This window comes from Corynebacterium ulcerans (assembly GCF_000767685.1).
Classification (GTDB): Bacteria; Actinomycetota; Actinomycetes; order Mycobacteriales; family Mycobacteriaceae; genus Corynebacterium; species Corynebacterium ulcerans.
This window is the reverse complement of sequence record NZ_CP009622.1, coordinates 892,836-919,391: the sequence shown is the minus strand read 5'-3', so window position 1 is coordinate 919,391 and position 26,556 is coordinate 892,836. Positions and strand designations below refer to the sequence as shown.

At 54.0% G+C, this 26,556-nt stretch carries 22 protein-coding genes; 9 read left to right on the top strand and 13 right to left on the bottom strand.

Annotated features, from left to right (window positions below; genetic code table 11):
• Nucleotides 1-69 precede the first annotated feature (69 nt).
• From galK to CULFRC11_RS04245, 5 genes are read right to left on the bottom strand one after another with little or no spacing between them, the layout of a single operon-like run.
• Nucleotides 70-1,293: a galactokinase gene (galK, locus tag CULFRC11_RS04265; protein WP_023635492.1), complete on the bottom strand. Its 1,224-nt coding sequence runs from the start codon at nucleotides 1,291-1,293 to the stop codon at nucleotides 70-72.
• A complete protein-coding gene (gene galT, locus CULFRC11_RS04260) occupies nucleotides 1,294-2,409 on the bottom strand; it encodes a galactose-1-phosphate uridylyltransferase (RefSeq protein ID WP_023635491.1) in 1,116 nt (371 codons plus the stop codon).
• Nucleotides 2,409-2,717 (bottom strand): LPXTG cell wall anchor domain-containing protein, encoded by a 309-nt coding sequence (locus CULFRC11_RS04255; protein WP_023635490.1) that lies wholly within the window; start codon nucleotides 2,715-2,717, stop codon nucleotides 2,409-2,411. Before CULFRC11_RS04255 ends, galT begins: the two co-directional genes overlap by 1 nt.
• Before the next feature lie 32 nt (nucleotides 2,718-2,749).
• Complete coding sequence (locus CULFRC11_RS04250) at nucleotides 2,750-4,408, bottom strand: sodium:solute symporter family protein (protein ID WP_023635489.1); 1,659 nt, start codon at nucleotides 4,406-4,408, stop codon at nucleotides 2,750-2,752.
• A 39-nt stretch (nucleotides 4,409-4,447) separates the two neighbouring features.
• Nucleotides 4,448-5,335, bottom strand: coding sequence for an aldose epimerase family protein (locus CULFRC11_RS04245; protein WP_023635488.1), 888 nt, complete (start codon nucleotides 5,333-5,335; stop codon nucleotides 4,448-4,450).
• A gap of 350 nt (nucleotides 5,336-5,685) precedes the next feature.
• Here CULFRC11_RS04245 and CULFRC11_RS04240 point away from each other — a divergent pair, with 350 nt between their 5' ends.
• Complete coding sequence (locus CULFRC11_RS04240; protein WP_023635486.1) at nucleotides 5,686-6,255, top strand: hypothetical protein; 570 nt, start codon at nucleotides 5,686-5,688, stop codon at nucleotides 6,253-6,255.
• 51 nt (nucleotides 6,256-6,306) lie between these two features.
• On the opposite strand, the gene CULFRC11_RS04235 is transcribed toward CULFRC11_RS04240, so the two are convergent.
• Genes CULFRC11_RS04235 through CULFRC11_RS04225 form a run of 3 tightly spaced genes read right to left on the bottom strand, consistent with a single transcriptional unit; the run spans nucleotide 6,307 to nucleotide 9,539 of the window.
• On the bottom strand, nucleotides 6,307-7,095 hold the full coding sequence (locus CULFRC11_RS04235) for a hypothetical protein (RefSeq protein ID WP_023635485.1): 789 nt from the start codon (nucleotides 7,093-7,095) through the stop codon (nucleotides 6,307-6,309).
• 33 nt (nucleotides 7,096-7,128) lie between these two features.
• Entirely contained in the window at nucleotides 7,129-7,923 is a 795-nt protein-coding gene (locus tag CULFRC11_RS04230; protein WP_023635484.1) for a (2Fe-2S)-binding protein, read from the bottom strand.
• Nucleotides 7,920-9,539, bottom strand: coding sequence for a carboxylesterase/lipase family protein (locus tag CULFRC11_RS04225; RefSeq protein WP_023635483.1), 1,620 nt, complete (start codon nucleotides 9,537-9,539; stop codon nucleotides 7,920-7,922). Before CULFRC11_RS04225 ends, CULFRC11_RS04230 begins: the two co-directional genes overlap by 4 nt.
• Between CULFRC11_RS04225 and CULFRC11_RS04220 the strand changes: the two genes are divergently transcribed.
• The 4 genes from CULFRC11_RS04220 (at nucleotide 9,538) to CULFRC11_RS04205 (ending at nucleotide 18,923) form a co-directional block, all read left to right on the top strand.
• The gene (locus CULFRC11_RS04220; protein WP_023635482.1) at nucleotides 9,538-10,353 is read left to right on the top strand and encodes a shikimate 5-dehydrogenase; all 816 of its coding nucleotides are present in this window, start codon (nucleotides 9,538-9,540) and stop codon (nucleotides 10,351-10,353) included. The two genes, CULFRC11_RS04225 and CULFRC11_RS04220, sit on opposite strands and share 2 nt — an antisense overlap.
• A 181-nt stretch (nucleotides 10,354-10,534) precedes the next feature.
• Nucleotides 10,535-11,362 (top strand): membrane protein, encoded by an 828-nt coding sequence (locus CULFRC11_RS04215; protein WP_013911230.1) that lies wholly within the window; start codon nucleotides 10,535-10,537, stop codon nucleotides 11,360-11,362.
• Between the two features lie 20 nt (nucleotides 11,363-11,382).
• Entirely contained in the window at nucleotides 11,383-15,075 is a 3,693-nt protein-coding gene (locus CULFRC11_RS04210; protein WP_023635481.1) for an ABC transporter ATP-binding protein, read from the top strand.
• A 161-nt stretch (nucleotides 15,076-15,236) separates the two neighbouring features.
• The gene (locus tag CULFRC11_RS04205) at nucleotides 15,237-18,923 is read left to right on the top strand and encodes a multifunctional oxoglutarate decarboxylase/oxoglutarate dehydrogenase thiamine pyrophosphate-binding subunit/dihydrolipoyllysine-residue succinyltransferase subunit (RefSeq protein WP_013911228.1); all 3,687 of its coding nucleotides are present in this window, start codon (nucleotides 15,237-15,239) and stop codon (nucleotides 18,921-18,923) included.
• 63 nt (nucleotides 18,924-18,986) lie between these two features.
• Here the strand turns inward: CULFRC11_RS04205 and CULFRC11_RS04200 are convergent, their stop codons facing one another.
• Nucleotides 18,987-19,649, bottom strand: coding sequence for a hypothetical protein (locus CULFRC11_RS04200; RefSeq protein WP_023635479.1), 663 nt, complete (start codon nucleotides 19,647-19,649; stop codon nucleotides 18,987-18,989).
• Between the two features lie 162 nt (nucleotides 19,650-19,811).
• On the opposite strand from CULFRC11_RS04200, the gene CULFRC11_RS04195 reads away from it, so the two are divergent.
• From CULFRC11_RS04195 to CULFRC11_RS04185, 3 genes are read left to right on the top strand one after another with little or no spacing between them, the layout of a single operon-like run.
• Nucleotides 19,812-21,104 (top strand): magnesium transporter MgtE N-terminal domain-containing protein, encoded by a 1,293-nt coding sequence (locus tag CULFRC11_RS04195; protein ID WP_023635478.1) that lies wholly within the window; start codon nucleotides 19,812-19,814, stop codon nucleotides 21,102-21,104.
• A 3-nt stretch (nucleotides 21,105-21,107) separates the two neighbouring features.
• On the top strand, nucleotides 21,108-21,707 hold the full coding sequence (locus CULFRC11_RS04190) for a DUF1003 domain-containing protein (RefSeq protein WP_023635477.1): 600 nt from the start codon (nucleotides 21,108-21,110) through the stop codon (nucleotides 21,705-21,707).
• A 5-nt stretch (nucleotides 21,708-21,712) separates the two neighbouring features.
• The gene (locus CULFRC11_RS04185) at nucleotides 21,713-22,855 is read left to right on the top strand and encodes an Mrp/NBP35 family ATP-binding protein (protein WP_023635476.1); all 1,143 of its coding nucleotides are present in this window, start codon (nucleotides 21,713-21,715) and stop codon (nucleotides 22,853-22,855) included.
• Here CULFRC11_RS04185 and tatB read toward each other — a convergent pair.
• The 3 genes from tatB to sigE are packed head-to-tail and all read right to left on the bottom strand — an operon-like array spanning nucleotide 22,852 to nucleotide 24,404.
• Nucleotides 22,852-23,286, bottom strand: coding sequence for a Sec-independent protein translocase subunit TatB (gene tatB / locus CULFRC11_RS04180; RefSeq protein ID WP_023635475.1), 435 nt, complete (start codon nucleotides 23,284-23,286; stop codon nucleotides 22,852-22,854). The genes CULFRC11_RS04185 and tatB overlap by 4 nt on opposite strands.
• Before the next feature lie 9 nt (nucleotides 23,287-23,295).
• Nucleotides 23,296-23,727: an anti-sigma factor family protein gene (locus CULFRC11_RS04175; protein WP_013911222.1), complete on the bottom strand. Its 432-nt coding sequence runs from the start codon at nucleotides 23,725-23,727 to the stop codon at nucleotides 23,296-23,298.
• A gap of 35 nt (nucleotides 23,728-23,762) precedes the next feature.
• Entirely contained in the window at nucleotides 23,763-24,404 is a 642-nt protein-coding gene (gene sigE / locus CULFRC11_RS04170; RefSeq protein ID WP_013911221.1) for an RNA polymerase sigma factor SigE, read from the bottom strand.
• A gap of 161 nt (nucleotides 24,405-24,565) precedes the next feature.
• Here sigE and CULFRC11_RS04165 point away from each other — a divergent pair, with 161 nt between their 5' ends.
• Nucleotides 24,566-25,222 carry an O-methyltransferase gene (locus tag CULFRC11_RS04165; protein ID WP_023635474.1) on the top strand — a complete coding sequence of 219 codons (657 nt, stop codon included), beginning with the start codon at nucleotides 24,566-24,568 and terminating at the stop codon, nucleotides 25,220-25,222.
• Nucleotides 25,223-25,271: 49 nt separating this feature from the next.
• On the opposite strand, the gene glgC is transcribed toward CULFRC11_RS04165, so the two are convergent.
• The gene (gene glgC, locus CULFRC11_RS04160) at nucleotides 25,272-26,549 is read right to left on the bottom strand and encodes a glucose-1-phosphate adenylyltransferase (RefSeq protein WP_374188453.1); all 1,278 of its coding nucleotides are present in this window, start codon (nucleotides 26,547-26,549) and stop codon (nucleotides 25,272-25,274) included.
• Between the last annotated feature and the right edge of the window lie 7 nt (nucleotides 26,550-26,556).

Sequence of the window (26,556 nt, the reverse complement as noted above, 5' to 3'; positions counted from 1 at the left end):
TTGGGTTTTTTAAAAGTTTTCCTAGCTTATGGAAGCTCTAGCCAGCCCCATCTATGTCCTTTCCCTTGTTCATAGCAACCTCCTAGCCCCTTCCCCTGGCCGAGCAATAAGGAATGTAGGAGAGGGAAAGCCGCGCTGACAAGCAGCTTTTGCTATCCGTTCTGCAGTCTCAGTAACTTTGTCCGCGTCCACAAGGGTAATAACACTGCCTCCAAATCCCCCACCAGTCATACGTGATCCGTAACACCCAGCTGCTTGAAACGCAGATTCCAGCTCCTCAGTGACTACCTCATACTGATCTCTAAGAGACTCATGCGACTCCTGCATCAAGCGACGGAAAGCATCCATATTCTCTTCCTCAAGAGCAGCAGCAGCCTGCTGTGCACGCAGAGTTTCCTCCACGACATGATTGACGCGTCGATATGCTTCCTCGCCATTTAAACCACCGACTTCTGCCCACTGACGCGCCCGAGTAGGGGCATCATTAATGTCTCGCAGTGTCTCGCCGGCACCGCCCAACGCGGCAGTCACGGCGTCGATAAGGCCGCGTCTCGACGCATACTGCCCATCATTAAGCGTGTGCGGCGCGTTGGTATCTGCGATCAAAAGGGCTAGCCCTTTGGACGCTAAATCAAAGGGCACTGGTGTGGTTATCCCTGAACGGAAATCAATCACAAGCGCCTTGCCCTGCTGACCAAACAAACTAGAGCGCTGATCCAAGCCCCCGGTCGATGCCCCAACAACATCGTTCTCGGCCCTCACACAGGCGTCGACAAGCTGTGGCAACTCCTCATGACTAGGAGGTCTGCCGTTAGCGAGCTCAAATGCACCTACTACCGTGGAGCATTCCAAAGCTGCTGAGGAAGAAAGCCCAGAGCCCAAGGGAACGTCAGAAACGATAGCTATATCGTATCCCTGAGTTTTATGGATAACACCCGACTCGGTGCCAGCCCATATGGCGCCCACAACGTAACCGGCCCAATCGTTAGGATTGAGTGGGCCTACCGAGTCAACGTTGATATTTTTAGTTAATGTTTCTCTGTTTGGTGACAAAGACACCAGGTTAAATATTCCGGTAGTGTTCGGAGACATCGCAACAGCAGTAAGCTGCTCCAACGCAAAGGGGATGGAGATACCTCCTGCGTAATCCACATGGTCACCAATAACGTTGACGCGCCCTGGTGCTCCCCATACTCCTGCAGGATCGTAATGGTAATGCGTCTGGAACAATTGTCTTGCGTCTTGAGCAATATGTTCCGGGCTTCGAGTCTGGACCCAACGTAGCTCTGACATTTAATCCCAAACCTCTCTGAATCTTTCGGCGATTCGTTCTGGCGTGGTGTCGTTAATCCATACACCCTGACTCGACTCACTGCCAGCTAAAAATTTCATGCGGTGCGGGGACCGCATCAAAGAAAATAGTTGTAGATGCAAGCGGACAAGGCTGCGCTGATCGGGGTCTACCGGCGCTTGATTCCACCCAGCGATATATGGGGTTTTTTCTACGCCATCGAAAAACCTGTCAATAGACGTGTACAACCGCTTGAGCAGCACCGCTAGATCGTTACGTTCCACACTTGTTAGCTCAGTAAAATCAGCTACATGCCGGTTAGGCCACACCATAACCTCCACAGGCCATTGAGCTGCTGCAGGGACAAAGGCCGTGAAATATTCCGTTTCCGCGATAATCCGAGTCTGTGCCGCCCTTTCAGCGGAAAGAATTTCTGCGAAAAGCTCTTTGCCGGGATTTTTAGTGGCAAAATCATGTGCTTGTTCTGTTATAGCGGCAATACGCGGGCTCAAAAATGGATATGAGTAAATTTGCCCATGGGGATGCTGCAGCGTCACTCCTATCTCTTCTCCCCTATTTTCAAAGGGGAAAACCTGCTTGACCGTAGGCAAGGCAGATAAAGCCGCTGTTCTATGTGCCCACACATCTATGACCGTCCGGATCCTATTAACCGGCAAATCTTTGAATGATGTGTCCGCGTCCTCTGTAAAACACACAACCTCACAACGCGCAAGCGCTGGCTTTCGCGGGAAAAGATCAATCCCGTCAACGGAATGCTCCCAGTCCTCCCCCACTTCGATATTCATAGAGAAAGAAGGAAACCTATTCTCAAAGACAACAACATCGTATGTAGGGGAAGGGATTTCTGTGGGATTTTCTCCCGGCAACGAGGGCGCCAGCGGATTCTCATGAGCTGGAGGCATGAAAGTGCGATTCATCCGATGGGCTGCGTATGCCACCCATTTCCCGGTCAACGGATCCCGACGTATTTCAGACAGCGACTGTGCCACGGGGAGGTCGCGGGGATCGTGAAGAACCCGTTCACCGACGCGTACCTCGTGGTCATCGTAATAAATGATGTCGCGACCGTCGGAAAGCTTGGACTCAATGATATTCATTAATGACCACCGGGAAGAACCGACTCGTCTATTTTTGTTTCATCAATAACAATCGGACGTAACTTCGCCCATAGGAAGAAAATAGCGCCGACAAGAAGCATGGCGAGACCCGACCATAAGTTGTCTTGGGAACTCTTTGCTACGCCAGTATCCGGGTTAATGCCAGGGTCGAGCGCAAAGCTGCATATGACGAGGATAAGCCCATAAAGGCCGATAAGAGCACCAATAACGTTACGGATATCAAAAGCTCCGGCCAGGTGTTGACTCGTTGCCTTCGGCGTACGCGGAGTCGAAGTATTCTGTGACATTGAATTCTCCTTAAGCTATTTTGTTCGCAGCACTACGCGAAGACGACGTTGAGGGCAACAACAAGGACTAAACAGACTATTCCCAAAGGAACGGTACGGCGATACCATGGTTGATTTTCTTCCGAATCGTCCTGGAAGTGGTCCTTTGGAGTAACCGACTTTACAAATCCCACGAGCTCAGCGTCCGGTTTAGGCTGAGTAAAGAATGTGACGATAACGGATACGAGTATGTCCATCACAAAGGCGATGCCTGCTGCTACAAAGGCGGTTCCTTGACCCGGGAGGTTGAAAAGCGTGGCGGCAGAATCGGTAAATGTAGCCAGATACCAATAGATGATTGCAGATGCCGTTCCTGCCACTAATCCCGACCAACCAGCATGGGGGGTCATGCGCTTCCAGAACATTCCCAATATGAAAGTGGCAAACAATGGGGCGTTAAAGAAGCCGAAGAGGGTTTGTAGGTAGTCCATGATGTTGCCAAAGTTCTGTGCAAGAAGCGCAGTAAACACGGCAATCAATGTTGCTGCCACCGTGGCAAGCCGCCCGAATTTGAGGTAGTAGTCGTCTTCTCTGTCTTTAATCACATAGGTCTGCCAGATGTCATACGAGATGACAGTATTAAATGCAGAAATATTTGCTGCCATGCCTGCCATAAATGAGGCCAGCAAACCGGCGATTGCAACGCCAAGAAGACCGTTGGGCAAGAGATCGCGCATCAGGTACAAGATGGCGTCGTTAGGCTTACCCGCGGGAGCGTCTCCCATTAGTTCTGCAACTGTCACGGAAGCAACCATTCCAGGCAAGACCACCAGGAATGGGATAAACATCTTGGGGAAAGCTCCGATAATCGGAGTCTTGCGAGACGCCGAAAGAGATTCTGATGCCATCGCGCGTTGCACTTCTACGAAGTTCGTTGTCCAATAGCCAAAGGAAAGAACGAAACCCAGACCAAACGTAATACCTAAAACTGAAATAATCGGATTCTGGAATCCCGAGATTTCTACGCCAGGCCATGTATGAAAGTGCGTTTCCGCAGTAATTAGCCCCTTAAGGACTTGCCAGCCACCAACCCGATTCATTCCAATGATCGTGATCGGAAGAAGCATAGCCAAGATCACAAAGAACTGAAGAACCTCGTTATAAATTGCCGCAGATAGGCCTCCCAGAGTGATGTAGGACAGCACGATCACAGCCGCAAGCACAAGCGCCACCCATAGCGGCCAGCCAAGTAATGCATTGACCACTTTTGCCAGTAAGAAGAGGTTTACGCCAGCGATCAGTAGCTGCGCAAGGGCAAACGACAACGCATTGACAAGGTGCGCAGCATCACCAAAACGACGCCTCATGAACTCAGGGACAGAACGAACTTTTGATCCGTAGTAGAACGGCATCATCACAATGCCTAGGAACACCATCGCAGGAACAGCACCGATCCAGAAGTAATGCATGGTCTGGAACCCGTACTGGACACCATTAGCAGACATGCCAATAATCTCAACCGCTCCCAGGTTGGCAGAGACAAAGGCTAGACCTGTCACCCATGCCGGGAGCCCCCGGCCAGAAAGGAAGAAGTCAATGGACGAGGAAACTCGGGCCTTTGCGGCCCAACCAATACCTAGGACGAAGACGAAGTACATCGCTACGAGGGAGTAGTCGACCCAACTTGCGTCTAGTCTCAATGCGGATTCCATAATGGGCATCCTTTGTTCGTAGTAAATGAGGGAAGATTTTTATAAAGCCGAGATTCGCACCGAGCACTCAAAAGGCTCATGCACGTCGATGGAGTTAATACCTGTATTTAAAGCATTGGGCGGAACAGTCATTGGCTCGATGGCTATTGCCCTATCTCGTCCGGGGTATGGCATACCCCAGGCAGAATCGGGAGTAAAGACTTGAAACCAGCGCACATTATCGCTGCATTCCATAGCTACGCCACGGCCATCAACGACAACAGTTGTACGAACCGGACCGCTGGATGCGTAATAGCAGTTATCCAGAAGGTGTCCGGCAATAGGTAGTCCGGTGTCTAAGGGAAGTGATAACGATGTAAGTTCTCCGACGGGGAGATTGCGTTCTCCAAGTGGAAGTTCTTGATCCACCCCTAGGGTGAGCACAGCACGATCTACCTCCTCCCCTAACGGAGAAAGATATGTGTGCCATCCCCACCCAAATGGACCAGTACCGAACGCTCTAAAATGCGCATGTAATCCATCGTCTTTTAACAGATACTTTGCTTCTATCTCCACGGGCCAAGGCCAGCCTTGATCCATTCCAAGCGAAATTTTTAGCACTACGCTGTCCTGCGAATGCATCGCTACAGTCCATAACCGATTGTGAACAAGCCCATGTATAGCGTTATTGCGGGCCGGCTCAGTGAGCTCTAATTGATGCCGTTGTCCCGAATAAACGAAAGCTCCGTCAGCTGTTCTGTTTGGCCACGGCGCCAAGACAACCCCGGAAGACAGCGGAGGGTTATCACTGTCGGAATAGGTCTCAGTAAGGGGCTTATTGTCAAAAGACAAAGATTTAATCCCACCGCCAAAGGTGTTTATCTCTGCTTTATAACGACCCTGTGCAATAGTAAGGACCTCGCAGCGACCAGAACCACCTCTTGGCATGAGGATCCCCCCTTTCGCTAAGCGACTGTTCTACCTCCAGAGTTACCGCCGGCGCAATCACCCGTCAATCACTTTTTTAGTTTTTCCCCCGAATAGGTTTTCCCCGTGTGATGCGTATGCCTTTCCTTTCATTTGTTTAAGCATTCGGGACTTATCAAGCATCTTTGCTTGTGTTGCCTCCACACCCTCCACGCCCAACAAGACCCTGTCGTTGCTCGATCACTTACCGTTGCCACAGTTTCGGGTATCCGGGTACAGGAGAGGGCAAAGAAAATAACGTTCCCCCTCAAAGAAAGGAAAAGTGAACACCCCCTATCTAAAATTAGAACAAGTGTGCTATTTTGTGAGCTATGATGTTCCCTCAGCTTAATAATATTGCCCACATGAAACTCCCCCGCCTTCGTATGATCCCCGCACCCATTCCAATGCCTCGTTACTCCGCTGAGCAACGAGCAGTGCATATAAGGCGCTCCCACCCCGAGACGCTAGCCGCTATCTGTAGCACTATTCGGCACCCACGATCGCTAGCCCGATCATTGCCTTCCTGGAGGCCACCTTCGATCAAGGTCATTAGCGCCGGAGCGAACAAGTCCATCAGACCCTTGGAAGAAAAAGAACTTAATATAGCAGTCACACGTCACCGCGTAGGGCCACGAGCCCGCAACCTTCTGCAGGGCTACGGCGCACCAAAATCCCCTGCATACCTGGTTCAAGTACGTATTACCAACCCGCAGGGTTTCCCTGTCTCGCCCGAGATTGCCGAGGGGTGGATTCGAGCCATTATCCCACCTGAGTGCATTGCATGTGTGCATGAACTCACCGAAAAAACAGCTCCCACTTTCCTATGGTTCGTTGACGGCGACTTTCAACCGATGATTTCTCCCGCCTCCATATTTCAAGGCGAGTCGAAAGCAGCGTAGACAGCCATCCCCCCCTGCCATTATTCACGCGAAAAGGAAACGTTATCCCGATTAGTCGTCGGTAGCATCGGAATCGTCGAGATCAAATTCTTCATCGTCTTCTTCCGTAAAAATGTCATACACATCTACACTATCCGCGTCTTCGTCGTCGAGTGGCACTAATTGTTCTTCCCAGTCATCGGCTTGATCTGCGGCAAGGCTAAGAACGTCGAAAAGTTTGTCAAAGTCGGTGAACGTGCCCAACTCGAGTATTTCGCTAGCTTCCTCAGTTAACTCAGCAGCAACGTCGAAAAAGAGGCGCTCATGGTCTTCCTCAGACAAAGCATCTTCGCCGTTGGGACTCCACAGCTCTTCGATGGCTTGATCTACGAGCTCATCAAAGCTTTCACCAAAAGCAACGAATGTCACCATGGCCGTCGGCTCACCGTCAACGACTTCAACAACCACCTGAAGCTCAGAATTTGCAGCGACTTCCGCATGAACCATATGGGGATTTTGAGGATTTTGGAAGAAATCAAGGTCCTCAATACGCTCATCTGTTGCATCGAGCAGATCACGCAAAACAGTAACGATCTGATCGGTAGCAACATGCTCAGCCACAGTTTTTACGGCGTCCTTGACGGAAAAGACAACAGAGACAAGAGCCGCTTCAAAGTTCTCATCGTCCTCATCAACATCCGCTGCAGCAATATACACGTTGGCTGCTGGCATTAGCGGATCAATCTCAACGAACTGAATCTCCAGATCGGAGGTAATTGGTACAAACATGACGTCGTCATGTACTCGAGACTCCAAACCCTCTTTGTCTAGGGCCGCAGCAATATCCTCGAAAAAGCTCATGTATTGGTCCACCTTTCTGAACTTGCTCCAAGCCTAGCTAAAGAATTCCGCTGCAGCGACCAGAGCAGCTTCTCTCTCGTTTTTGTTGTGGTGTGGACACGAGGTACACATTCCTGCGATGGGAGAATGAAAGATCATGCAACAGGAACTTCTGTGGGCTACCAGATACTCTGGCTCTTCCTCTCCTAGCGAGCAGATCTGACTATCCACAATCTGTTCTATTCGCACAGCCGGGACAATAACTCCTGCCCCCTCGCTGAGTCCTGCTACTAATTCCGTAGCTATGGCCACCGCACGACGTGTTTCCAGTTCATCGTTTCCCACAGTCATAGCTGGCTGTATCAGACCGTCAGCAATCACCGCCCACAAAGGCGCCGGACGTAGCTCGGCGTGCTGACACAGCGTGTCGACGAGCGGAGCTACCGCCTTTCCTAGCGCTGCACCCGCCGCGCGATAACTTTCCGTACATGTCTGAGGGCGCCACCCATACCAATAGCCCGGTGCGAACTCCGGGTCATCACGGCGAAAAAGAATGCCACTATCTGGTTCCAAGTTCACCGCCATGCCTGTAGACACCATCATCATCACTGAAGGGGCCACTATGTCCCCCATCAATGTATAAAGCCATAGCTGCCCACAGTGCTTGGGTGTTGTAAGCGTAAAAATGTCTTTAGCTGCAGTTAATGCGTCACACACAGTGGATGGCGAGCATAATTCAGAAAACGTGATCTGGTGTTCTGTCGGACTCACGGAAGGAATGAGTCTAGGGTGTTCGGCGCAGATTCGGTCAATCGCCCCCTCCACCTTCCTACTCACCGATGGCGTCACAGCGTTCCTCCTTCTATTTCCAACGGGCCCAAGCGCGTAGGACCTGTGTCCAAACCCAGAGCGTGCAAGAGATCAGGCCGGCCAGTTCCCCACTCGGTCATATCGTATCCGGACCATGCTTGCCGATAGTTCTGTTCCGGGTCATAGATCAGTCGGTTTTCTCGGTCAAAAACCATAGTGGCGCGCCCTGGTAAATGATCTCCGGCAAGACGGTACTGCGGCCATGTAGCTCCGGGGTCACCTTGATGTATGAAATTTCCCCACATCGTTTGCATGTGATCCCGTAGAGCCTCTATTTCTGCACGTGGGGTAAACACAGTAAGACCTGACATCCTTGAGGCGCTAGTATCCCCGAAAATAGATGTGAGCTCACTCGAGTGCATGGCTCCCAACCCCAACCAGCGTAAAAGTGCCGGAGCGAAATCAAAACGATACATCCACGTAGCGGCCACCTGTTGATGTGTCTCTGCTACCCGCAGGCTGGGCGCCCAGAAGATGCCGTCGGCAAGCAACCGAGCAAAGTCACTGCGGCGTGCCCCGTAATCATATGCAGCAAGTACTGCGTCGGCACCTTGAGGATCGAAAACGCGTAGGAAGCGATCAGCTGCTCGGGCGCGTGCTGTCGACCGTAGATAAAAGCCTTTAGCAAAAGAGGTTTCGTCCACATTCGTTCCGACGATCAAAGGAACTTTATGTTGTTGCCCTGAAGCAAAAACGTCCAGGGGGTGTGCAAACAACGTAGTTCCGTCGACAGTGGGCGCGTAACAAGAATTGAGATAAAAAAGCTCCCTCGTTCGCCACATCATGGATTGCCCGGCGCGCACGATGTCTGCGACTGGTCGCTGTCGCAGGCCAGCGAGGGTCTTTTCCCCTCCTAGTCGCGAAGCAAGTTCGTTTGCCCATAGGACGGACTGGGCGCGTGAATGTATGGCGGCGATAGGAGGGGATTGTGCGATTACTCGGTGGAAGAGTCCAGCCGCTGACGGCACACACATGAGGGTCAGCGCCGCTGCCCCACCCGCTGATTCTCCCATAAGCGTGATGTTGTTGGGGTCGCCACCAAAACGTTCGATGTTGTGACGGATCCATTTCAAAGCAAGGAGTTGGTCCAATATTGCGGGGTTGGCAACGCAGTCGTCTCCTAGCGACCGCATATCAAGGTATCCCAAAGCGCCTAAGCGAAAATTGATGGATACATAGACAACGTTCATGGATTGGACGAGGACGTGTCCTCTTAGAAGTTGTTCGTGGGAGGACCCTACGATGAACGATCCGCCGTGCAGGTAGACAACTACGGGGAGCACCTGTGGAGAGTCAGGACGAACAATATCGAGGTTGAGGCAATCTTCGTCGCCTCGAATTTTATCCGAGGGACCATACGTTGGTTGCGGAGCGACGTTGCCATAAGCCACACATTCGCGTTCCCCTGTCCACGAGTCCATTGGTCGAGGTGCACGGAATCTTTCGGCTTTTCCGTAAGGCACACCGCGCCACGTCAACACGCCCGTCCCTTCTTCCACACCGATAGTTGTTGTTCCCATAATCGTTCCGGAGGAAACATCGACTCGGAGACGCTGGGCGCTGGCTGCACTCATATGTTCTACAGTAGGGGACATGGTTAATCACGTCGACCGCGATACAAAACTGTGTATTTCCCTCGCTGCGCGTCCGTCTCACCACGGTGTGCGATTCCACAACTGGCTCTATGAGCGGTTGGGGCTGAACTTTGTGTACAAGGCGATAGCTCCTTTGGATATCACTGCTGCCGTGGCAGGTATCCGGGGCCTTGATATTCGTGGGGCTGGTGTTTCCATGCCTTATAAGCAAGATGTCATTCCGCTTATTGATTCTCTCCACCCATCCGCCGAGCGCATCAATGCAGTTAATACCATCGTCAACGACAACGGGGTTCTTACCGGCTATAACACCGACTATGTGGCGGCCGCGTCCTTGCTGCGTTCGCACGAAGTCTCTCCTAGTTTGTCGGTAGCTGTCCGAGGCTCTGGCGGTATGGCTAATGCTGTTGTTGCTGCTCTTGCTGATCATGGCATGGTGGGCACCGTAGTCGCGCGTAACTCTGTCACTGGCGAGGCTCTCGCTCAGCAATACGGATGGAGCTATGCCGAAAGTGTTCCGCACGATAGCGAGATGCTAGTTAATGTGACACCGCTGGGGATGACGGGCGACGACCACGATGTACAAGCTTTCACGGATGAGGAAATCAGTGCCGCCTCCCTTATTTTTGATGTCGTTGCCTATCCGGTTGAGACCCCTCTAGTGCTCGCTGCACAGCGACTAGGAAAGCGGGTAATCAACGGCGGCGAGGTGGTCGCGCTTCAGGCTGCCGAGCAGTTCGCTCTGTACACAGGAATCCAGCCGAGTTTTGAGGATGTCGCAGAAGCCGAGCGGTACGCGCAGTCGCCTGCCTGATGGTGTTTGCAAGCGACATACTTTCAGGCCATACGTAGCCACTCTCATGTGCAGGTAACGGTTTCTGTCCCAATTGTGGCTATATCGTGACCTAGTTTTTGGAACATCTCGCTGCGCTGGTCGTTAAAAACAATGAATACTTAATCCGTATTTCGCCCATATATTGTAAGGATTGGAATCAATGGGAATTGTGAACAAAGCCATTACTTCTGTCACCGATAAGGTGCTGTTCAGAGGTAAGGATAGCGACCAGCCGATCACTGATACTTATGGCTCCGATCCCCAAGCCTTGGCCAGCGAAGCCGGTCCCGCAGGACGCGTCCTCATTAAGACCCTCGACAAAGCGGTGCACTTACAGTCCTCGGCTATTACTGGCTATGTAGATTGGCTGCGCTCACGTAACCCTGAGGCAAGTCCCCAAGAGATTCAGCGTCTCATGGATAAACACTTCATGAGGCTCGCGACTGGCACTGGAGCCGGTGCGGGAACCGCAGCCGCTGTTCCGGGCATTGGTTTTATCACTGGAGCGGTGGCAGTGAGTGCGGAATCGCTCGTTTTCCTCGACGCAGCTGCTTTTTACACTGTGGCATCCGCATACTTGCGCGGCGGCGATATCCGCGATCCTGAACGTCGAAAAGCTCTTATCCTCGTAGCAATCCTGGGCTCTTCAGGTTCTGCCCTTGCCGACGCCTCCATCAATGCCGGTAACTCCGTCGCTGCGATCTCGCGCTTATCGGTTCGCAACCTGGGAGAAGTGAACAATCAACTTCTGCGCATGGCTCTTAACCAGGTATCCAAACGGCTCAGGACAGCATGGATCGGAAAGATCATGCCCATGGGTGTAGGAGCGGTACTTGGCACCGTGGCTAATCGCAAACTTGCTTCCAAAGTGGTAAATAACACCAATGAGTCTCTGGGGCCGCTCCCCGCGACTTTTAGCTCCCCTGCTCCGAGCAAAGATTCAGTTCCAGAACCCACAGAAATTGCAGCTGCGGCGTTGAAGGACTAACGCACAAAGGACCCACGCCTATGACACCCAACGTTGGCCGCACTCTCCTAGCCACGTTGTGGCGTCAACCCGTCGTTGTGGTCGCGGCGATCCTTTCGACGGTGTTTACTACGCTTTTCGACGCCACCATCCCCCTCCTAGCCGGCTCTGCAGTCGATGCAGCTACGGGCTCCGCAGGACACTCTGTGTCTGCGGTCGTATGGATTTTGGTTGCTGTGGCGTTATCTCGGTACGTGTTCCAATTCGGCCGCCGTTATTTTGCGGGTGTTCTGTCCAACGCTGTCCAGCACGGTCTCCGCATCGATGTGCTGCGCTCGCTTCAGCTTCTCGACGGCCCCCGCCAAGACCAACTCATCACCGGGCAAGTAGTTTCTCGATCCATCTCGGACCTCAACCTGGTGCAAGCCATGGTGGCTATGTTCCCGATCCTCCTGGGCCACTTCCTCAAGATTGCCATTACATTAATCATCCTGGCGTGTATTAACCCGTGGCTGATGCTTATCGCTGTGGTATCCATTCCTCCACTGATTTGGTTGTCGCTTCGCTCCCGCTCCACGCTTTTTGCCGCGACATGGTCGGCACAACAGTCGGTGGCCAACTTGGCCACGCACATAGAAGAAACCATCACGGGCGTTCGCGTGGTCAAAGCCTTTGCACAAGAAGACCGCGAAGTCGCCACTCTAGATGCGCTGAGTAGGAGGGTTTATTCCGAGCAAATGCGCTCTGCCCGCTTAACTGCTCGCTTTAAACCTCTCGTCCAACAATTGCCCAACATTGCGCTAGTGCTGGGCATTGGTCTCGGTGGTTTCCTCGCGTTGCGCGGCCACATCACTATCGGATCTTTTCTCGCGTTCAGCGCTTATCTGACTTCCATGACCGCAGTCGTGTCCATGCTTGCCGGGATGGTGATCCAGGTCCAGCTTGGACTTAGCTCTTTTGACAGAGTGATGGACGTTATTAATTTAAAGCCGGAAATCGCAGAACCAGATCATCCCGTTGCCGTCCCCGAGGGCCCCTTAGGGATAGAGTGCGAATCCGTCAGCTTTGAAGGGATTCTCAAAGACTTTTCCTTATCTGTAGCTGCTGGAGAAACGGTGTCTTTAGTCGGTCCCCCGGGGTCCGGTAAAACGATGCTTGTCCAGCTACTCACAGGTTTCTACAGACCCGCCGTCGGATCTCTGCGAGTAGGAGGGGTGGATTATTCTTCCATTTCCCGTTCAGACCTCCGCGCCGCCATAGGCTGCGTCTTTGACGAACCTTTCCTCTATTCTGCAACCATCCGCGAGAACATCGACATGGGACGTGGGTTAAGCGATGCGGACATCTTTCAAGCAATCCAATGGGCTCAAGCGAAAGATTTCATTTCCGCGCTCCCCCAGGGCATTGACCAGGTTGTCGGCGAACGCGGCCTGACGCTATCTGGTGGGCAACGACAACGCATTGCGATAGCCCGCGCCTTGGCCACCCGCCCACGCGTGCTCATTCTCGACGACGCCACGTCGGCCATCGACGCTTCTACAGAACGCGCGGTCTTCCAGTCCATCCGCACAGAACTATCCGACACCACCATTATTACGGTGGCGCATCGCCATTCCACTCTGTCTTTTTCTGATCGCATCGCACTCGTGGAAGATGGTCGGGTTACGCGCGTAGGAGATGGGGAGGAAATGCGCGGGGATCCGCAGTTTGCGCATTTGATGGATCTCTCCCCTCCTACGGACGAAAGCGGCGAGGAGGGTAGTGTTCCCTTTGATTCCGGTGCTGAGCCTCACTGGGATTCATTGTGGCCGGTCCTCGCGGCAGAGACAGATGCACGTTTGACGATGAGCTCCTCGGCTATTCGCGCTGCTGCTTCCTTGGCAGGGGCTAAGCCAGGAGGCAGAGGGGGCCGATCTGCTGCGGCAGCTATGCCAGCGACCCCGGAGCTGCTTGCTCGAGTTGATGCGTTGCCGCGGGCGTCGGAAAGCCCCGGTCCCCCTCCTACGGAAGAACTAAGCCAGGTATCTGCACATCACCTTTTTGGATCGGTGCGGACGCTCATCCTCCTTGTTATTGGGCTTTATGTTGTTGGGGTTGCCGCAGGCCTTGCTATTCCAACGCTGGTGCGCCGAGCTATCGACGATGGCGTGACCCAGGGTAATGCGAGCGTGCTCTGGGAAATCATCGCAATTGGTCTCACGGTCGTCGTCATTGCGTGGGGTGCAGATAGAGCCACCACGATTCTTACCGCACGTACGGGAGAACGGCTTCTGTACCACCTCAGGGTCCGCTCCTACGCACACCTGCAAAAACTGGGGATGGATTACTACGAGACCACGATGTCGGGAACCATCATGACGAGGATGACCACCGACATCGACGCGCTCAATTCTTTCCTACAGACTAGTTTGGCGCAGACTGTCGTCTCGCTAACCACGCTGATAGGGATCCTCGTGTTACTGGGATTCACCAACGTCACGCTCTTTCTTATCGCGTTAGTAGGAGTGCCGGTGGTAGCCGTCGCCACGTTCTTCTTCCGACGCATCTCATCACGGCTCTACACCAGGGCACGCGAGGAAATCAGCAGTGTCAACGCTATGTTCCAAGAAGCCATGAACGGCCTCAAAGCGTCCCAGATGGCAGGCATGGAGGAATACACCATTGCAAGTTTTGCCCGTCGCGCAGCAGCTTATCGACGTACCCGTATCCAGGCGCAGACTGCCGTCGCCGTTTATTTTCCTGGCATCAATGCAGTCAGCGAACTCTTACAGGCAACCGTTCTTGCGGTAGGTACGCAGCTTGTTGTGAGTGGACAGATCAAGGCTGGAGTACTTGTTGCCTTCCTGCTCTACCTGGACAGGCTTTATACGCCTATCCAGCACTTATCACAGGTCTTTGATTCTTATCAGCAGGCCCAAGTTGGTTTTCATCGCATCTCCTCCCTCCTAGCGACACAACCATCTGTGTCGCTAGGAGGGGATCAGCGCGTCGCGGCGGCGGGGCCGATCGAGTTCTCTGATGTCTCTTTCTCCTACTCGCCAGATACTGAAGTCATACGTAATTTTCATGCTCGCTTTGAGCCAGGAAGCACAGTCGCTGTGGTCGGGCCGACCGGGGCGGGTAAATCCACAGCCATCAAATTAGTGGAACGTTTTTATGATCCCACCCGGGGATCCGTCTCTTCCTCGGGGACTGATCTGCGGGAACTTCCGCTTGCCCAATGGCGGCAACGAGTGGGCTTTGTTCCCCAAGAAGCGCATCTCTTTACAGGAACAGTGGCCGATAACATCGCATACGGGCGTCCCGACGCATCACAACAAGAGATCACCGACGCGGCACGACGGGTGGGAGCACTCACCGCAATTGCCGCCATCACGGGAGGTTTCCACGCGCGCGTAGGGGAACGAGGGCGAGGTTTGTCTTCTGGACAACGTCAGCTCATCGCACTGGCACGCGCAGAGATGATCGAGCCTGACGTCTTGCTCCTCGACGAAGCAACCGCAACGTTAGATCCGGCGTCGGAGGCAACGATCCTGAAAGCGTCGGAACGCCTTACTCGCAACCGAACCTCCATCATCATCGCGCACCGCCTTGCGACGGCAGCAAAGGCCGACCAGATATTACTTGTTGACAAGGGCACAATTGTGGAGAAAGGAACCCACGAAGAACTCCGCACGTTTGGGGGTATTTACTCCCGAATGTGGGCGCATGGCGAAGGAGAATTGCGCAGTTAGAGGCCTTTATGCGGTGAACTTTCCAGCAGTTTCCTCCTAAGAACGAAAAACTTTCCTGTGGATTTCGTCGTTGGGGGGAGAAACCGGTTAGCCTATATAAAAGCTATTACAGTGTGAATAGACGTAAGTAATCTCACAAAGAAATGAGGCGAGCACCTGCAGTGAGCAGCGCTAGTACTTTCGGCCAGAATGATTGGCTGGTAGACGAGATGTTCCAGCAGTTCCAGAAGGATCCGCAGTCCGTAGATAAGGAATGGCGCGAACTTTTTGAAGAGCAGGGTGCACCCAAGAAATCGGGCACTCCCACAGAGAACACGTCCACTCAGCCCACCCCTTCGGCGAAGAAATCCGCCGAAGTCGCAGCTAAGAGCGAGAATAAACCAGCTCAGGCGGCTGCCAAAGATCCTAAGCCCGAGAAAAAAGTGAAGAAAACTCAACCTTCCCCCTTGGAGCGCACAGGTGAGATGCCCCAAGCCGGCGAACAAACACTAAAAGGCATCTACAAGGCTATTGCCAAAAACATGGATGAGTCGCTCGAGGTTCCCACGGCAACCTCGGTTCGCGATATGCCTGTCAAGCTCATGTTTGAAAACCGGGCAATCATTAATGAGCACCTCAAGCGCACCAAGGGCGGAAAGGTCTCGTTCACACACATCATCGGTTATGCGGTGGTCAAGGCGACCATGGCTCATCCCGATATGAACAACTACTACTCAGTTGTTGATGGCAAGCCCACGCTACATACGCCTGAACACATCAATATGGGGCTCGCCATCGATGTGCAGCAAAAGAATGGCACGCGTGCACTCGTCGTAGCAGCTATCAAGGAGGCAGAGAAGCTCTCCTTCTCTGAGTTCGTCGCCAAATATGAGGACATCGTCGCACGCTCTCGTGTGGGCAAGCTCACCATGGATGATTACTCCGGTGTGACGATCTCCCTGACTAACCCCGGTGGAATTGGTACCCGCCACTCTGTGCCTCGTCTCACGCAAGGACAGGGCGCGATCATCGGCGTCGGCTCAATGGACTACCCAGCAGAGTTTGCGGGAGCTTCCCAAGATCGCCTCGCCGAACTTGGTGTGGGCAAGCTCGTGACTATTACATCCACGTACGATCACCGCATCATCCAGGGCGCTGAGTCCGGTGAGTTCCTCCGTACGCTAAGCCAGCTATTTATCGACGATGCATTCTGGGACAGCATTTTTGAGTCCGTAGGCATCCCCTACTCCCCTATGCGCTGGGCTCAGGATCTCCCCAACACCGGCGTGGACAAGAACACCCGCGTTATGCAGCTTATCGAGGCATACCGTTCCCGCGGTCACCTCATCGCAGACACGAACCCACTGCGTTGGCACCAGCCGGGTATGCCAGTACCAGATCACCGCGATCTCGATATTGCTACCCACGGACTCACGTTGTGGGACCTCGACCGCACATTCAATGTTGGCGGTTTTGGCGGCAAGGAAAGCATGACGCTGCGTGAGGTGCTCAGCAAGCTACACGCCGCATACACACTCAAAGTTGGGTCCGAGTACACCCATATCCTCGATCGCGACGAGCGCCTCTGGCTCCAAGATCGCATCGAAGCCGGCATGCCTAAGTTCACCCAGCCGGAGCAGAAATACATCTTGCAGCAGCTCAATGCCGCACAGGCCTTTGAGGATTTCCTGCAAACCAAGTACGTCGGACAAAAGCGTTTCTCCCTCGAAGGTGCAGAAGCTCTTATCCCGCTCATGGACTCCTCTATCGACACCGCTGCGGGCCAGGGCCTGGACGAAGTCGTTATTGGCATGCCACACCGTGGCCGCCTCAACGTCCTCGTCAACGTAGTTGGAAAGCCACTCGCAACTGTCTTCACCGAATTTGAAGGACACATCGAGCCTAAAGCTGCCGGTGGCTCAGGTGACGTCAAATACCACCTTGGTGCAGAGGGCAACCACATTCAGATGTTTGGCGACAACGAGATCAAGGTCTCGCTTGCAGCCAACCCTTCACACCTTGAAGCCGTCGATCCGGTTTTGGAGGGAATCGCTCGCGCCAAGCAAGACATCCTAGACAAGGGCAAGGACGGATATTCCGTCATGCCAATGATGCTCCACGGCGATGCAGCTTTTGCAGGCCTTGGCATTGTCCAGGAGACCTTGAACCTCGCACAACTGCGCGGTTACACCGTCGGAGGCACCGTTCACATCGTTGTGAACAACCAGATCGGTTTCACCACCACGCCAGATTCCGCACGTTCCAGCCACTACGCCACGGACTTGGCTAAAGCCTATGGCTGCCCCGTCTTCCACGTTAACGGCGACGACCCCGAGGCAGTCGTCTGGGTGGGCAAGCTGGCTACCGAATACCGTCGCGAGTTTGGCAAAGACGTCTTCATCGACATGATCTCCTACCGCCGACGCGGACACAACGAAGCCGACGATCCATCGATGACGCAGCCTGAGATGTACAAGCTTATCGACGCTCGTAAGACCGTCCGTGAGCAGTACAAGGAAAATCTTCTTGGCCGCGGCGAACTCACTGCCGAGGACGCAGAAAAGGTCCAGCGCGACTTCCACGACCAGATGGAATCCATCTTCAACGATGTCAAAGAATCTGAGAAGAAGCCCTTTGAGGCACAAGCGGGCATTACCGCTTCTCAGCAGGTTCCTCACGGTTTGGAAACCAACATCTCGCGCGAAGACCTCGTGGAGATCGCGCAGGCCTACGCCACTGCCCCAGAGGGCTTTGAGTTCCACCCACGCGTGGCACCAGTAGCCCAAAAGCGCCTGGACTCGGCGCACAACGGTGGAATCGATTGGGGTTGGGCAGAGCTCATCGCTTTCGGTTCTCTCGCTGCCGGCGGAAAATTTGTGCGGTTGACGGGTGAGGACTCCCGACGCGGCACCTTCACCCAGCGCCACGCAGTGGTCTCTGACCCTCGCAACGGCACAGAATTCAACGGACTCAATGAACTCGCAGAGCGTAAGGGCAACGGCGGTAAATTCCTCGTCTATAACTCCGCCCTCACCGAATTCGCAGGTATGGGTTTTGAGTACGGCTACTCCGTAGGAAATGGCGAAGCAGTAGTTGCTTGGGAAGCGCAATTCGGCGATTTTGCTAACGGCGCACAGACCATCATCGATGAGTACGTCTCCTCAGGCGAGGCAAAGTGGGGCCAAACATCCTCATTGATCCTCCTACTCCCACACGGTTACGAGGGCCAAGGCCCCGATCACTCTTCTGCGCGAATCGAGCGCTACCTGCAGCTCAGCGCCGAAGGAACCATGACCGTAGCTCAGCCGACTACCCCGGCTAACTACTTCCACCTGCTACGTCGTCACGCACTTGGCGGACTTAAGCGTCCGTTGATCGTGTTCAGCCCCAAGTCCATGCTGCGTATGAAGGCTGCTACCTCTGATGTCTCCGACTTCACCGAGGTAAAGAAATTCCAGTCAGTGATCAACGACCCGCGGTTTACCGACGGCAACCTTGACCCATCCAAGGTCAAGAAGATCATGCTGGTTTCCGGCAAGCTCTACTACGACCTGGCCAAGCGCGCAGAAAAGGATAAGCGCGAAGACGTGGCAATCGTCCGCATCGAAATGCTGCATCCGATTCCGTTCAACCGTCTCCGCGACGCATTCAACTACTACCCGAATGCCGAAGAAATCCGCTTCTGCCAGGACGAGCCCGCTAACCAGGGGCCGTGGCCATTCCTTCACGAGCATCTTCCTGAGCTCATCCCAGGCATGCCCCCAATGAAGCGAGTCTCCCGTCGCGCTCAGGCATCAACGGCAACCGGATTGAACAAAGTCCATGCAGTTGAGCAAAGCCAGCTTCTCGACGAAGCCTTCGCCGACTAGCCGCAAAGCACAATAAGGGGTGAGGTACAACGTTGTACCTCACCCCTTATTTTTGATCTCGGCCTAAAGCTTGGCGTCTTTGAGGAATTTCTCCACCGGTGCTGAAGCACTCATACTTTGTTCTGCTTCCTCGACAAGCTTTTGTAATTTGCTCGTAGACAGCGAACCCGAAACTAGATTCAAAATATTACGATTGTCCCTCGTAAACACTGGTTCGCGGTACACCGGTACAAGATTCTGAGGCAGCTCTAGGGTTTCGCTCTCGCAACCAATCGTGTTACTAGGATCGGTGGCATTCACATTATTTCCTAGCGACGCCATCATTTCCGAGTACACAGTTTCCCGCCACTGATCGGTAGTGGAGGCCGCTTTGTCTTTGACGTATTCGTTGGAAAGCTCCCGTGCCCGATGCGAATTAGCTAAGGTAAGAATCTTTCCAGTACAGCTGATATACAAATCAGCTTCCCCCTGTGAGATTGACCTAAGCGGGTCCGTCTGCGACGTAGTCGCGGATACCCTAATCACAGCTTCTCGTCCAGCATGCTGAAGCGCCTGACTATAAGCTTCCCCCAACACTACTTGTTCCCAAGAGCCAGGATCGACTGCAATCACTATCACTTTGTTCTGGTCCGGTACAGGATCCGCGGTCGGTTCAAAACGGGCACATCCGGTTAAGGCGATACCACCCACCAGTAGCGATCCAATTAATGCTGCTCGACGGCTCATGTCTGTTCAGGGTGCCTTTCATCCACGTGACTAGGAAAGGGGGCTTTGGGAGAGTTTAGCTTGCTTTAGTAAATATCCCAGCCCCGCCCCTCTCCTAGTCACAAGAACCCTAGAGCACCCTTGAAGTTGTCGACTTCGTTTAAGCACGTAGACTGGTAAACCATGAGTCAAGTGACACGAGTGTACGCCGGCCGCCTCGCCGGAATGGTAGTGCGCGGACCAGACACAGATGTTATTGGTCGAGTCCGTGACGTGGTCGTTAATGTTCGTCCTAGCGGCCAGATGTCACGAGTCCTGGGACTTGTGGTGGAAATGATGAATAATCGAAGAATCTTTCTGCCCATGCTGCGCGTCGCGGCTATCGAGCCTCAAGAGATCAACCTTGTTTCTGGTTCGGTTTCACTACGTGGCTATAAGCCTCGGCATGGTGAAGTAGCGGTGGTTGGTGACATCATCGGCTCCAAAATCCATGTTGACGATCCCGAGCTTGATCAATTGCATGGGCGCCCTGTTGAAGTCGCCGACGTAGAGTTAGAACGCACACGAACGCGTGACTGGGCTATCTCGCGTGTCGCGGTGATTGGAGAGCGTCCTAAGTTTGGCCGCCGACCTGATCTGTTTACCGTCCCGTGGTCCCACGTACACGGTATCTCCGCTGCCGGTGTTGGCCTTTCCGATGCCGCGGCCGAGCTCATAGCGGGCTTTGAGGACATGCGCCCTGCGGACGTCGCCACGGTGCTTTATAAGCTTCCAGAGCGCCAGCGTGTCACTGTGGCTAGTGAGCTTGACGACGATCGCCTCGCCGACGTACTTCAAGAGATGTCGGAAGATCGACAAGCCGAACTAATTGAGACCCTGGACATCGAACGAGCCGCAGACGTTCTTGAGGAGATGGATCCTGACGACGCCGCCGACCTCCTAGGCGAACTCCCCGATGACAAGGCCGATGTGCTCCTGGAACTCATGGATCCAGAAGAATCTGCTCCAGTTCGCCGACTCATGAGCTTTAGTCCCGACACTGTGGGCGCTCTTATGACTCCCGAGCCGCTGATTCTTGCTCCCCAAACGACAGTCGCGGAAGCTCTCGCCCTTGCACGGAATCCCGATCTCCCGACGTCCTTGGCATCCTTAGTGTTCGTCGTCCGCCCTCCTACTGCCACGCCCACCGGAAAATACCTCGGATGCGTGCACTTGCAAAAACTCTTAAGAGAACCCCCCAGCGCCCTGATCTCCGGCATCCTCGATCCTGATCTTCCGCCGCTCTACGCCAGCGATTCGCAGGAAACTGCCGCGCGATACTTCGCCACATATAACTTGGTGTGCGGCCCGGTGGTTGACGATGAAAACCACCTCCTAGGCGCGGTGGCTGTCGATGACCTTCTCGACCACCTCCTACCGGATGACTGGCGAGAAACCGGTATCCGTCCCGTAGCACCGATCTCTAAGGAGGGCTAGCCCATGGCAGAATACAATCGCACTGACCTTGACACGCCCTTTTTAAAGAAGCGCCGCAGATTCTTCAAGCTTGATGACGACACCGTCGGCGCCTATGCCGAAAAAGTCGCGCGGTTCTTCGGAACCGGCACCTACCTCATGTGGCAAACCATCTTCGTGGCCGTCTGGGTGGTGCTCAACTGCGGAGTTTTTGTCTGGCAATGGGACCCCTATCCCTTCATCTTGCTCAATCTCGCGTTTTCTACGCAGGCTGCGTATGCGGCCCCTCTCATCCTCCTAGCGCAGAATCGGCAAGAAGATAGGGACCGCGTGTCGTTGAACGAGGATCGTCGACGAGCTTTCGAAACAAAGGCCGATACCGAGTTCATCACGCGAGAGCTTGCTGGCTTGCGCCTAGCAGTTGGCGACATGGTCTCCCGCGATTATTTAAGACATGAACTTGAAGATCTTCACAACATGCTCGAACGCCTTGAAGCAAAGCTTGACGACGAAGCCGCATCCCGCATCGCCCTCATCCACGAGCTTAACGACACCGGCCACGAGGAAATATCTGATCCTACTCAAGGCGATCTCTACGACGACGAGAAGAACGACTACAAATAAAAATAATGACTACTCAACATAACCTTTCTGAATCCACCGTGCGCGCAGCCCTCGCACGTGTCGAAGACCCCGAGATTGGTCGTCCCATCACTGAGATCGGAATGGTGAAATCCATTGTGATCAACGGAAACGACATACACGTCGAGATTTACCTGACCATCGCCGCTTGCCCGATGAAAAACACTCTCACTGAAAATACTCGCGCTGTTCTTGAGGAGCTTCCGGGAGTAGGAGAGGTGAGTGTCAGCACCGATGTCATGTCCGATGACCAACGCCGGGAACTTCGCCAAACGCTGCGCGGCAGCACCGAAGAACCTGTCATTCCCTTCGCACAACCGGACTCTACTACCCGCGTCTTTGCAGTTGCGTCGGGCAAGGGCGGCGTAGGAAAGTCGTCTATGACGGTGAACCTTGCCACGGCTTTGGCGTCGAAAGGCTTAAAAGTAGGTGTTCTCGACGCAGACATCTACGGTCATTCTGTCCCCGGCATGATGGGCTCTGAAGACCGTCCGCATGCTGTGGACGACATGATCATGCCGCCACAGGCTCATGGGGTGAAGCTGATTTCGATCGCTCACTTCGTGGAAGGAAACGCCCCAGTGGTTTGGCGTGGCCCTATGCTGCATCGTGCGATACAGCAGTTCCTAGCAGATGTTTTCTGGGGCGATCTGGACATTCTCCTACTCGATCTCCCCCCAGGAACAGGTGATATCGCTATCTCGGTGGCCCAACTCGTTCCTAACGCCGAGCTTCTCGTCGTCACCACACCGCAGGCGGCTGCGGCGGAGGTGGCTGAACGTGCTGGGTCGATAAGCATCCAGACGCATCAGCGCATCGTCGGAGTCATCGAGAATATGTCTGCCATGGTGCTTCCCGACGGCACCGTCATGGATGTCTTCGGTAGCGGCGGCGGCGAAGCGATGGCCGAGCGACTGCGGACGCTCACCGGCGCAAACGTCCCCCTCCTAGGCAGCGTGCCCCTCGATCCACGACTGCGCGAAGGCGGAGATGCTGGAGTGCCTCTTGCTCTAGGAGCTCCGGATTCTCCTGCTGGCCAAGCGATCCATGCGATTGCAGACAAACTCGTAGTCCGAAGGGAATCCCTTGCCGGCAAATCCCTTGGCTTAGGAGTCACTAGGAAAGGTTAAGTAATGTCGTCCCAGCTAAAGCCCTGCTTTGGCTGGGCTTTTTGTGTTTCTGATGGCGGCGGAATTTGAGGCTTTTCGACGCCCCCCTGCTTCTCGCGGTACGCCTGTCCTGCAGTGCCATCTTCCATGATTTTTTTCGGGTCAAAGGTGTCCATGAATTCCTGGTCGCCGTCGAAAAGCGCTTTTGTCAAAGCGGCTTTGGGTCCCATGCGCTGGATAGAAGCCAATTTGTTAATCGGCTCCCGAAGCTCTTCAAAGTCAGCGCCAAAATCTCCGTTGAGCTCGGCTTTGGCGTTGTTGATCGCCTTCTTTGCCGCATAGGCAGCGGCGCGAACATCTTCGATGACTTTGGGAAGACGCTCGGGCCCAATGATGATGAGGCCCAGCACTAGGAGAGTGATGATCTCGGGCCAACCGATGGAAGAAAACACACTTATACCTTAGCGGGAGTTGGGCTCATCAAGGTGTTTCAGTGCGGCCATTCGAGCGTTGCGCAGATTCTGGCTTGTTTTCCTAATGTTTCGGGCCATACCGTCAATCTTGTCTAGGAAGGTTTGTGGGGTAACCACCATGTCCTCTGCGTTGGGCCCTTCCGGGCAGGAGTGAGCTATGCCCTGTAACTTGGCTAGGAGATCAGAGGAAGCACGCATTTCTGAATGCGTGGAACCGCGGAGTCGGTCAGCAGCACGACGCTGCCGATCTACCTCGTCGCGGCATTCTTTGCAATGCACGAGATGTATTTTTGCGCGATGGGCTGCGACGCTGCTGAGTTCATCGTCGACAAGCGCGGCTACGGCTTCCGGGTTAAGATGCTCAACCGAGGCAAAGTGCCGAATCTTTTCGACCCTACTGTTGCGGTGTTCATGGTTCACTCTTTCCACCTCCGCCTCGTACTCTACCGTTGTTTTTAGTGAGACATCGGTAGGAGGAGTTGGGCTTCCTCATTAGTCGCCGCCGCAGCCTCCAAACTCGCACGCAGTTGGGAGCGTCCGCGGTGAATCCGTGAGCGAACCGTGCCCATTTTCACGCCTAACGTATCCGCGATTTCGTCGTAACTCATGCCCACGACGTCACACAAAACCACTGCGACGCGGAAGTCCGGGCCAAGATCATCGAGGGCCTTTTGCAGCGCTGGGTCCAGGTTGGAGATGTTATAGGCCTGCTCCGGGGTCATGTCGGTACCTGGCACGCGCTCGTAATCGTCGGGCAGAGCCTCCATCCGAATCTTGGAGCGATGCCGGACCATGTCTAGGAACAAGTTGGTGGTGATCCGATGCAGCCATCCTTCAAAGGTGCCCGGTTGGTAATTCTTCAGCGAACGAAAGACACGCATAAAGGTTTCTTGTGTCAGATCTTCTGCGTCGTGCTGGTTACCGGAAAGTCGAAACGCTAAGCGATAAACACTGTCCGCATGCTCTGCAACGAGTTCTCCCCACGTAGGCATTGCCCCAGTACCAGCATCAAATGCAGCAGTTCCATTCAGCTCAGCCGTCTCATGTGTCTGATCCAGGCCTGAGGTAAGTGAAAGGGAACCGCTGTTCGATGTCATGAAACGTATTGTGCCCGACTCTTCTGGGGAAAACCAGCTAGAAGACTGGAAAAACGCTGTCAAAACCTAATCTTTCCCAAAATGTAATCAAACATGGCTTTTGGTAACAATTCCCATACGCCACAGATGTCACAACCTGCGCGTTGTGCACTATTTCCCCGATGTTTTACCTAGACTTAACCATTGTGAATGCTTCTAACGATTACCTCCGCGACTACATTGAGTCGACCGCCATCGTCGGCGATGTCCTCGCCGCTGCGTGTGAGGATGCACAAGAGTTCGGCCTTGCACTTCCCGATACGATGACGGGCACTCTCCTCACCACGCTAGCCGCTACCGCACGTGCTCAGGGGGCTATCGCTGTCACCCCTGCTGCGGGTGTCGTTGGGCTTCATCTTCTCGCCGGCTTAAGCGACTCCGGGATCTTAACGTGCATCGACCCCGAGCCAGAGCATCAAAAACGAGCCAAGCAAACGTTCCGCGACGCTGGCTACTCGCCATCGCGTATTCGTTTCCTTCCCTCCCGCCCGCTCGACGTCATGGGACGACTGGCCACAGATTCTTACAACATTGTTTATGGCGAGGTCTCCCCCGTGGACCTCAAGGCCTTCACTGATGCTGCTCTCCCCCTCCTAGCCACTGGCGGCGTACTGGTGCTCGCTGATTCGCTTCTCGACGGCACGCTTGCCGACGCGACTAGGAAGGATCGGGATACCGTCGCAGCGAGAGAAGCAGACGAGTACATCTCTTCCCTCGATAACGTGATCGTCGCGCGCCTCCCGCTAGGAGCCGGAATCACGCTGGTCACCAAAAAATAACTGGGTGCGCGACTTTGTATAGTCGCACACCCAGCCGTATGGCGGCCTTTTAGACCACTTGGTTTTTACCTACAACGACCACGCCACCGGGGCTGATTTGGAAGCGTTGCGAGTCCCGGTCGCGGTCCACGCCGATAAGCGTTCCGTCACAGACCACAACGTTCTTGTCCAAGATGCAGTGGCGTACCACTGCGCCTTTTCCGATTCTTACGCCCGGCATGAGAACTGACCCCTCGACTGTGGCGCCTTCCTCGATAACAACGTCTGTGGACAACACAGAGTTTCTCACTGTTGCTGCAGAAATAATCGACCCCTGTGCCACCATCGACGACTGCGCAATTCCTCCCTGCACGAACTTCGCTGGTGGGAGATCGCCAAGATCGGTAGAGCGAATAGGCCACTGCTGGTTGTAGAGATTAAAAATAGGATGCACGGATATAAGGTCCATGTGGGCCTCATAGAACGCATCAATTGTTCCGACGTCTCGCCAATAGCCACGGTCTCGTTCCGTTGACCCCGGGACTACGTTTTTATTGAAGTCATAGACGTTGGCCTCACCCAAAGACACAAAGTACGGAATTATGTCCCCACCCATGTCATGGTCGGAGTCGACATTGGATTCGTCTACCTTGAGGGCGTCGATAAGCGCTTTGGTGCTAAAGACATAGTTGCCCATGGAGGCATAGGTCATCTCTGGGTCGTCGGGGGTCCCCGGCGGGTCCTGGGGCTTTTCGAGGAACTCCGTGATGTTGTTGTTTTCATCTGCCTGTATACAGCCGAAAGCGCTTGCCTCGTTGCGTGGGATCCGGATTCCGGCCACTGTCACAGACTTGCCCGACGCAATGTGGTCAGCCACCATCTGCTCAGGGTCCATTCGGTAGACGTGATCTGCCCCAAAAACGATCACGTAATCCGGCATCTCGTCGTACACCAAGTTCAGAGACTGCAAAATAGCGTCTGCCGAACCCTGGTACCAGCGCTTTCCTAAGCGCTGCTGGGCTGGGACAGACGCAATATATTGGCTGGTCGGACCGCTAAACTGCCACGATTGTGAAATATGACGGTCAAGGGAGTGCGATTTGTACTGCGTGAGCACGCAAATCTTCAGATACCCCGCGTTAACCAGGTTAGACAGGACAAAGTCGATCAGTCGGTAGGTGCCGCCGAATGGGACTGCAGGCTTTGCCCGGTCCTCTGTAAGGGGATAAAGGCGTTTACCTTCTCCTCCGGCGAGCACGATTGCTAAGACGTTCTGTTGGCTCCTCACACTGCCCAATGTAATGGTAAATGATGAGTTCCGCAGGAAATCTTCAGCACTGGGATACATAACACTC

Bases quoted from the DNA above. Each gene is read 5' to 3' on its own strand.
- galK (WP_023635492.1), bottom strand. From the start codon at position 1,293: ATGTCAGAGCTACGTTGGGTCCAGACTCGAAGCCCGGAACATATTGCT.
- galT (WP_023635491.1), bottom strand. From the start codon at position 2,409: ATGAATATCATTGAGTCCAAGCTTTCCGACGGTCGCGACATCATTTAT.
- CULFRC11_RS04255 (WP_023635490.1), bottom strand. From the start codon at position 2,717: ATGTCACAGAATACTTCGACTCCGCGTACGCCGAAGGCAACGAGTCAA.
- CULFRC11_RS04250 (WP_023635489.1), bottom strand. From the start codon at position 4,408: ATGGAATCCGCATTGAGACTAGACGCAAGTTGGGTCGACTACTCCCTC.
- CULFRC11_RS04245 (WP_023635488.1), bottom strand. From the start codon at position 5,335: ATGCCAAGAGGTGGTTCTGGTCGCTGCGAGGTCCTTACTATTGCACAG.
- CULFRC11_RS04240 (WP_023635486.1), top strand. From the start codon at position 5,686: ATGATGTTCCCTCAGCTTAATAATATTGCCCACATGAAACTCCCCCGC.
- CULFRC11_RS04235 (WP_023635485.1), bottom strand. From the start codon at position 7,095: ATGAGCTTTTTCGAGGATATTGCTGCGGCCCTAGACAAAGAGGGTTTG.
- CULFRC11_RS04220 (WP_023635482.1), top strand. From the start codon at position 9,538: ATGGTTAATCACGTCGACCGCGATACAAAACTGTGTATTTCCCTCGCT.
- CULFRC11_RS04225 (WP_023635483.1), bottom strand. From the start codon at position 9,539: ATGTCCCCTACTGTAGAACATATGAGTGCAGCCAGCGCCCAGCGTCTC.
- CULFRC11_RS04215 (WP_013911230.1), top strand. From the start codon at position 10,535: ATGGGAATTGTGAACAAAGCCATTACTTCTGTCACCGATAAGGTGCTG.
- CULFRC11_RS04210 (WP_023635481.1), top strand. From the start codon at position 11,383: ATGACACCCAACGTTGGCCGCACTCTCCTAGCCACGTTGTGGCGTCAA.
- CULFRC11_RS04200 (WP_023635479.1), bottom strand. From the start codon at position 19,649: ATGAGCCGTCGAGCAGCATTAATTGGATCGCTACTGGTGGGTGGTATC.
- CULFRC11_RS04195 (WP_023635478.1), top strand. From the start codon at position 19,812: ATGAGTCAAGTGACACGAGTGTACGCCGGCCGCCTCGCCGGAATGGTA.
- CULFRC11_RS04190 (WP_023635477.1), top strand. From the start codon at position 21,108: ATGGCAGAATACAATCGCACTGACCTTGACACGCCCTTTTTAAAGAAG.
- CULFRC11_RS04185 (WP_023635476.1), top strand. From the start codon at position 21,713: ATGACTACTCAACATAACCTTTCTGAATCCACCGTGCGCGCAGCCCTC.
- sigE (WP_013911221.1), bottom strand. From the start codon at position 24,404: ATGACATCGAACAGCGGTTCCCTTTCACTTACCTCAGGCCTGGATCAG.
- CULFRC11_RS04165 (WP_023635474.1), top strand. From the start codon at position 24,566: ATGTTTTACCTAGACTTAACCATTGTGAATGCTTCTAACGATTACCTC.
- glgC (WP_374188453.1), bottom strand. From the start codon at position 26,549: ATGTATCCCAGTGCTGAAGATTTCCTGCGGAACTCATCATTTACCATT.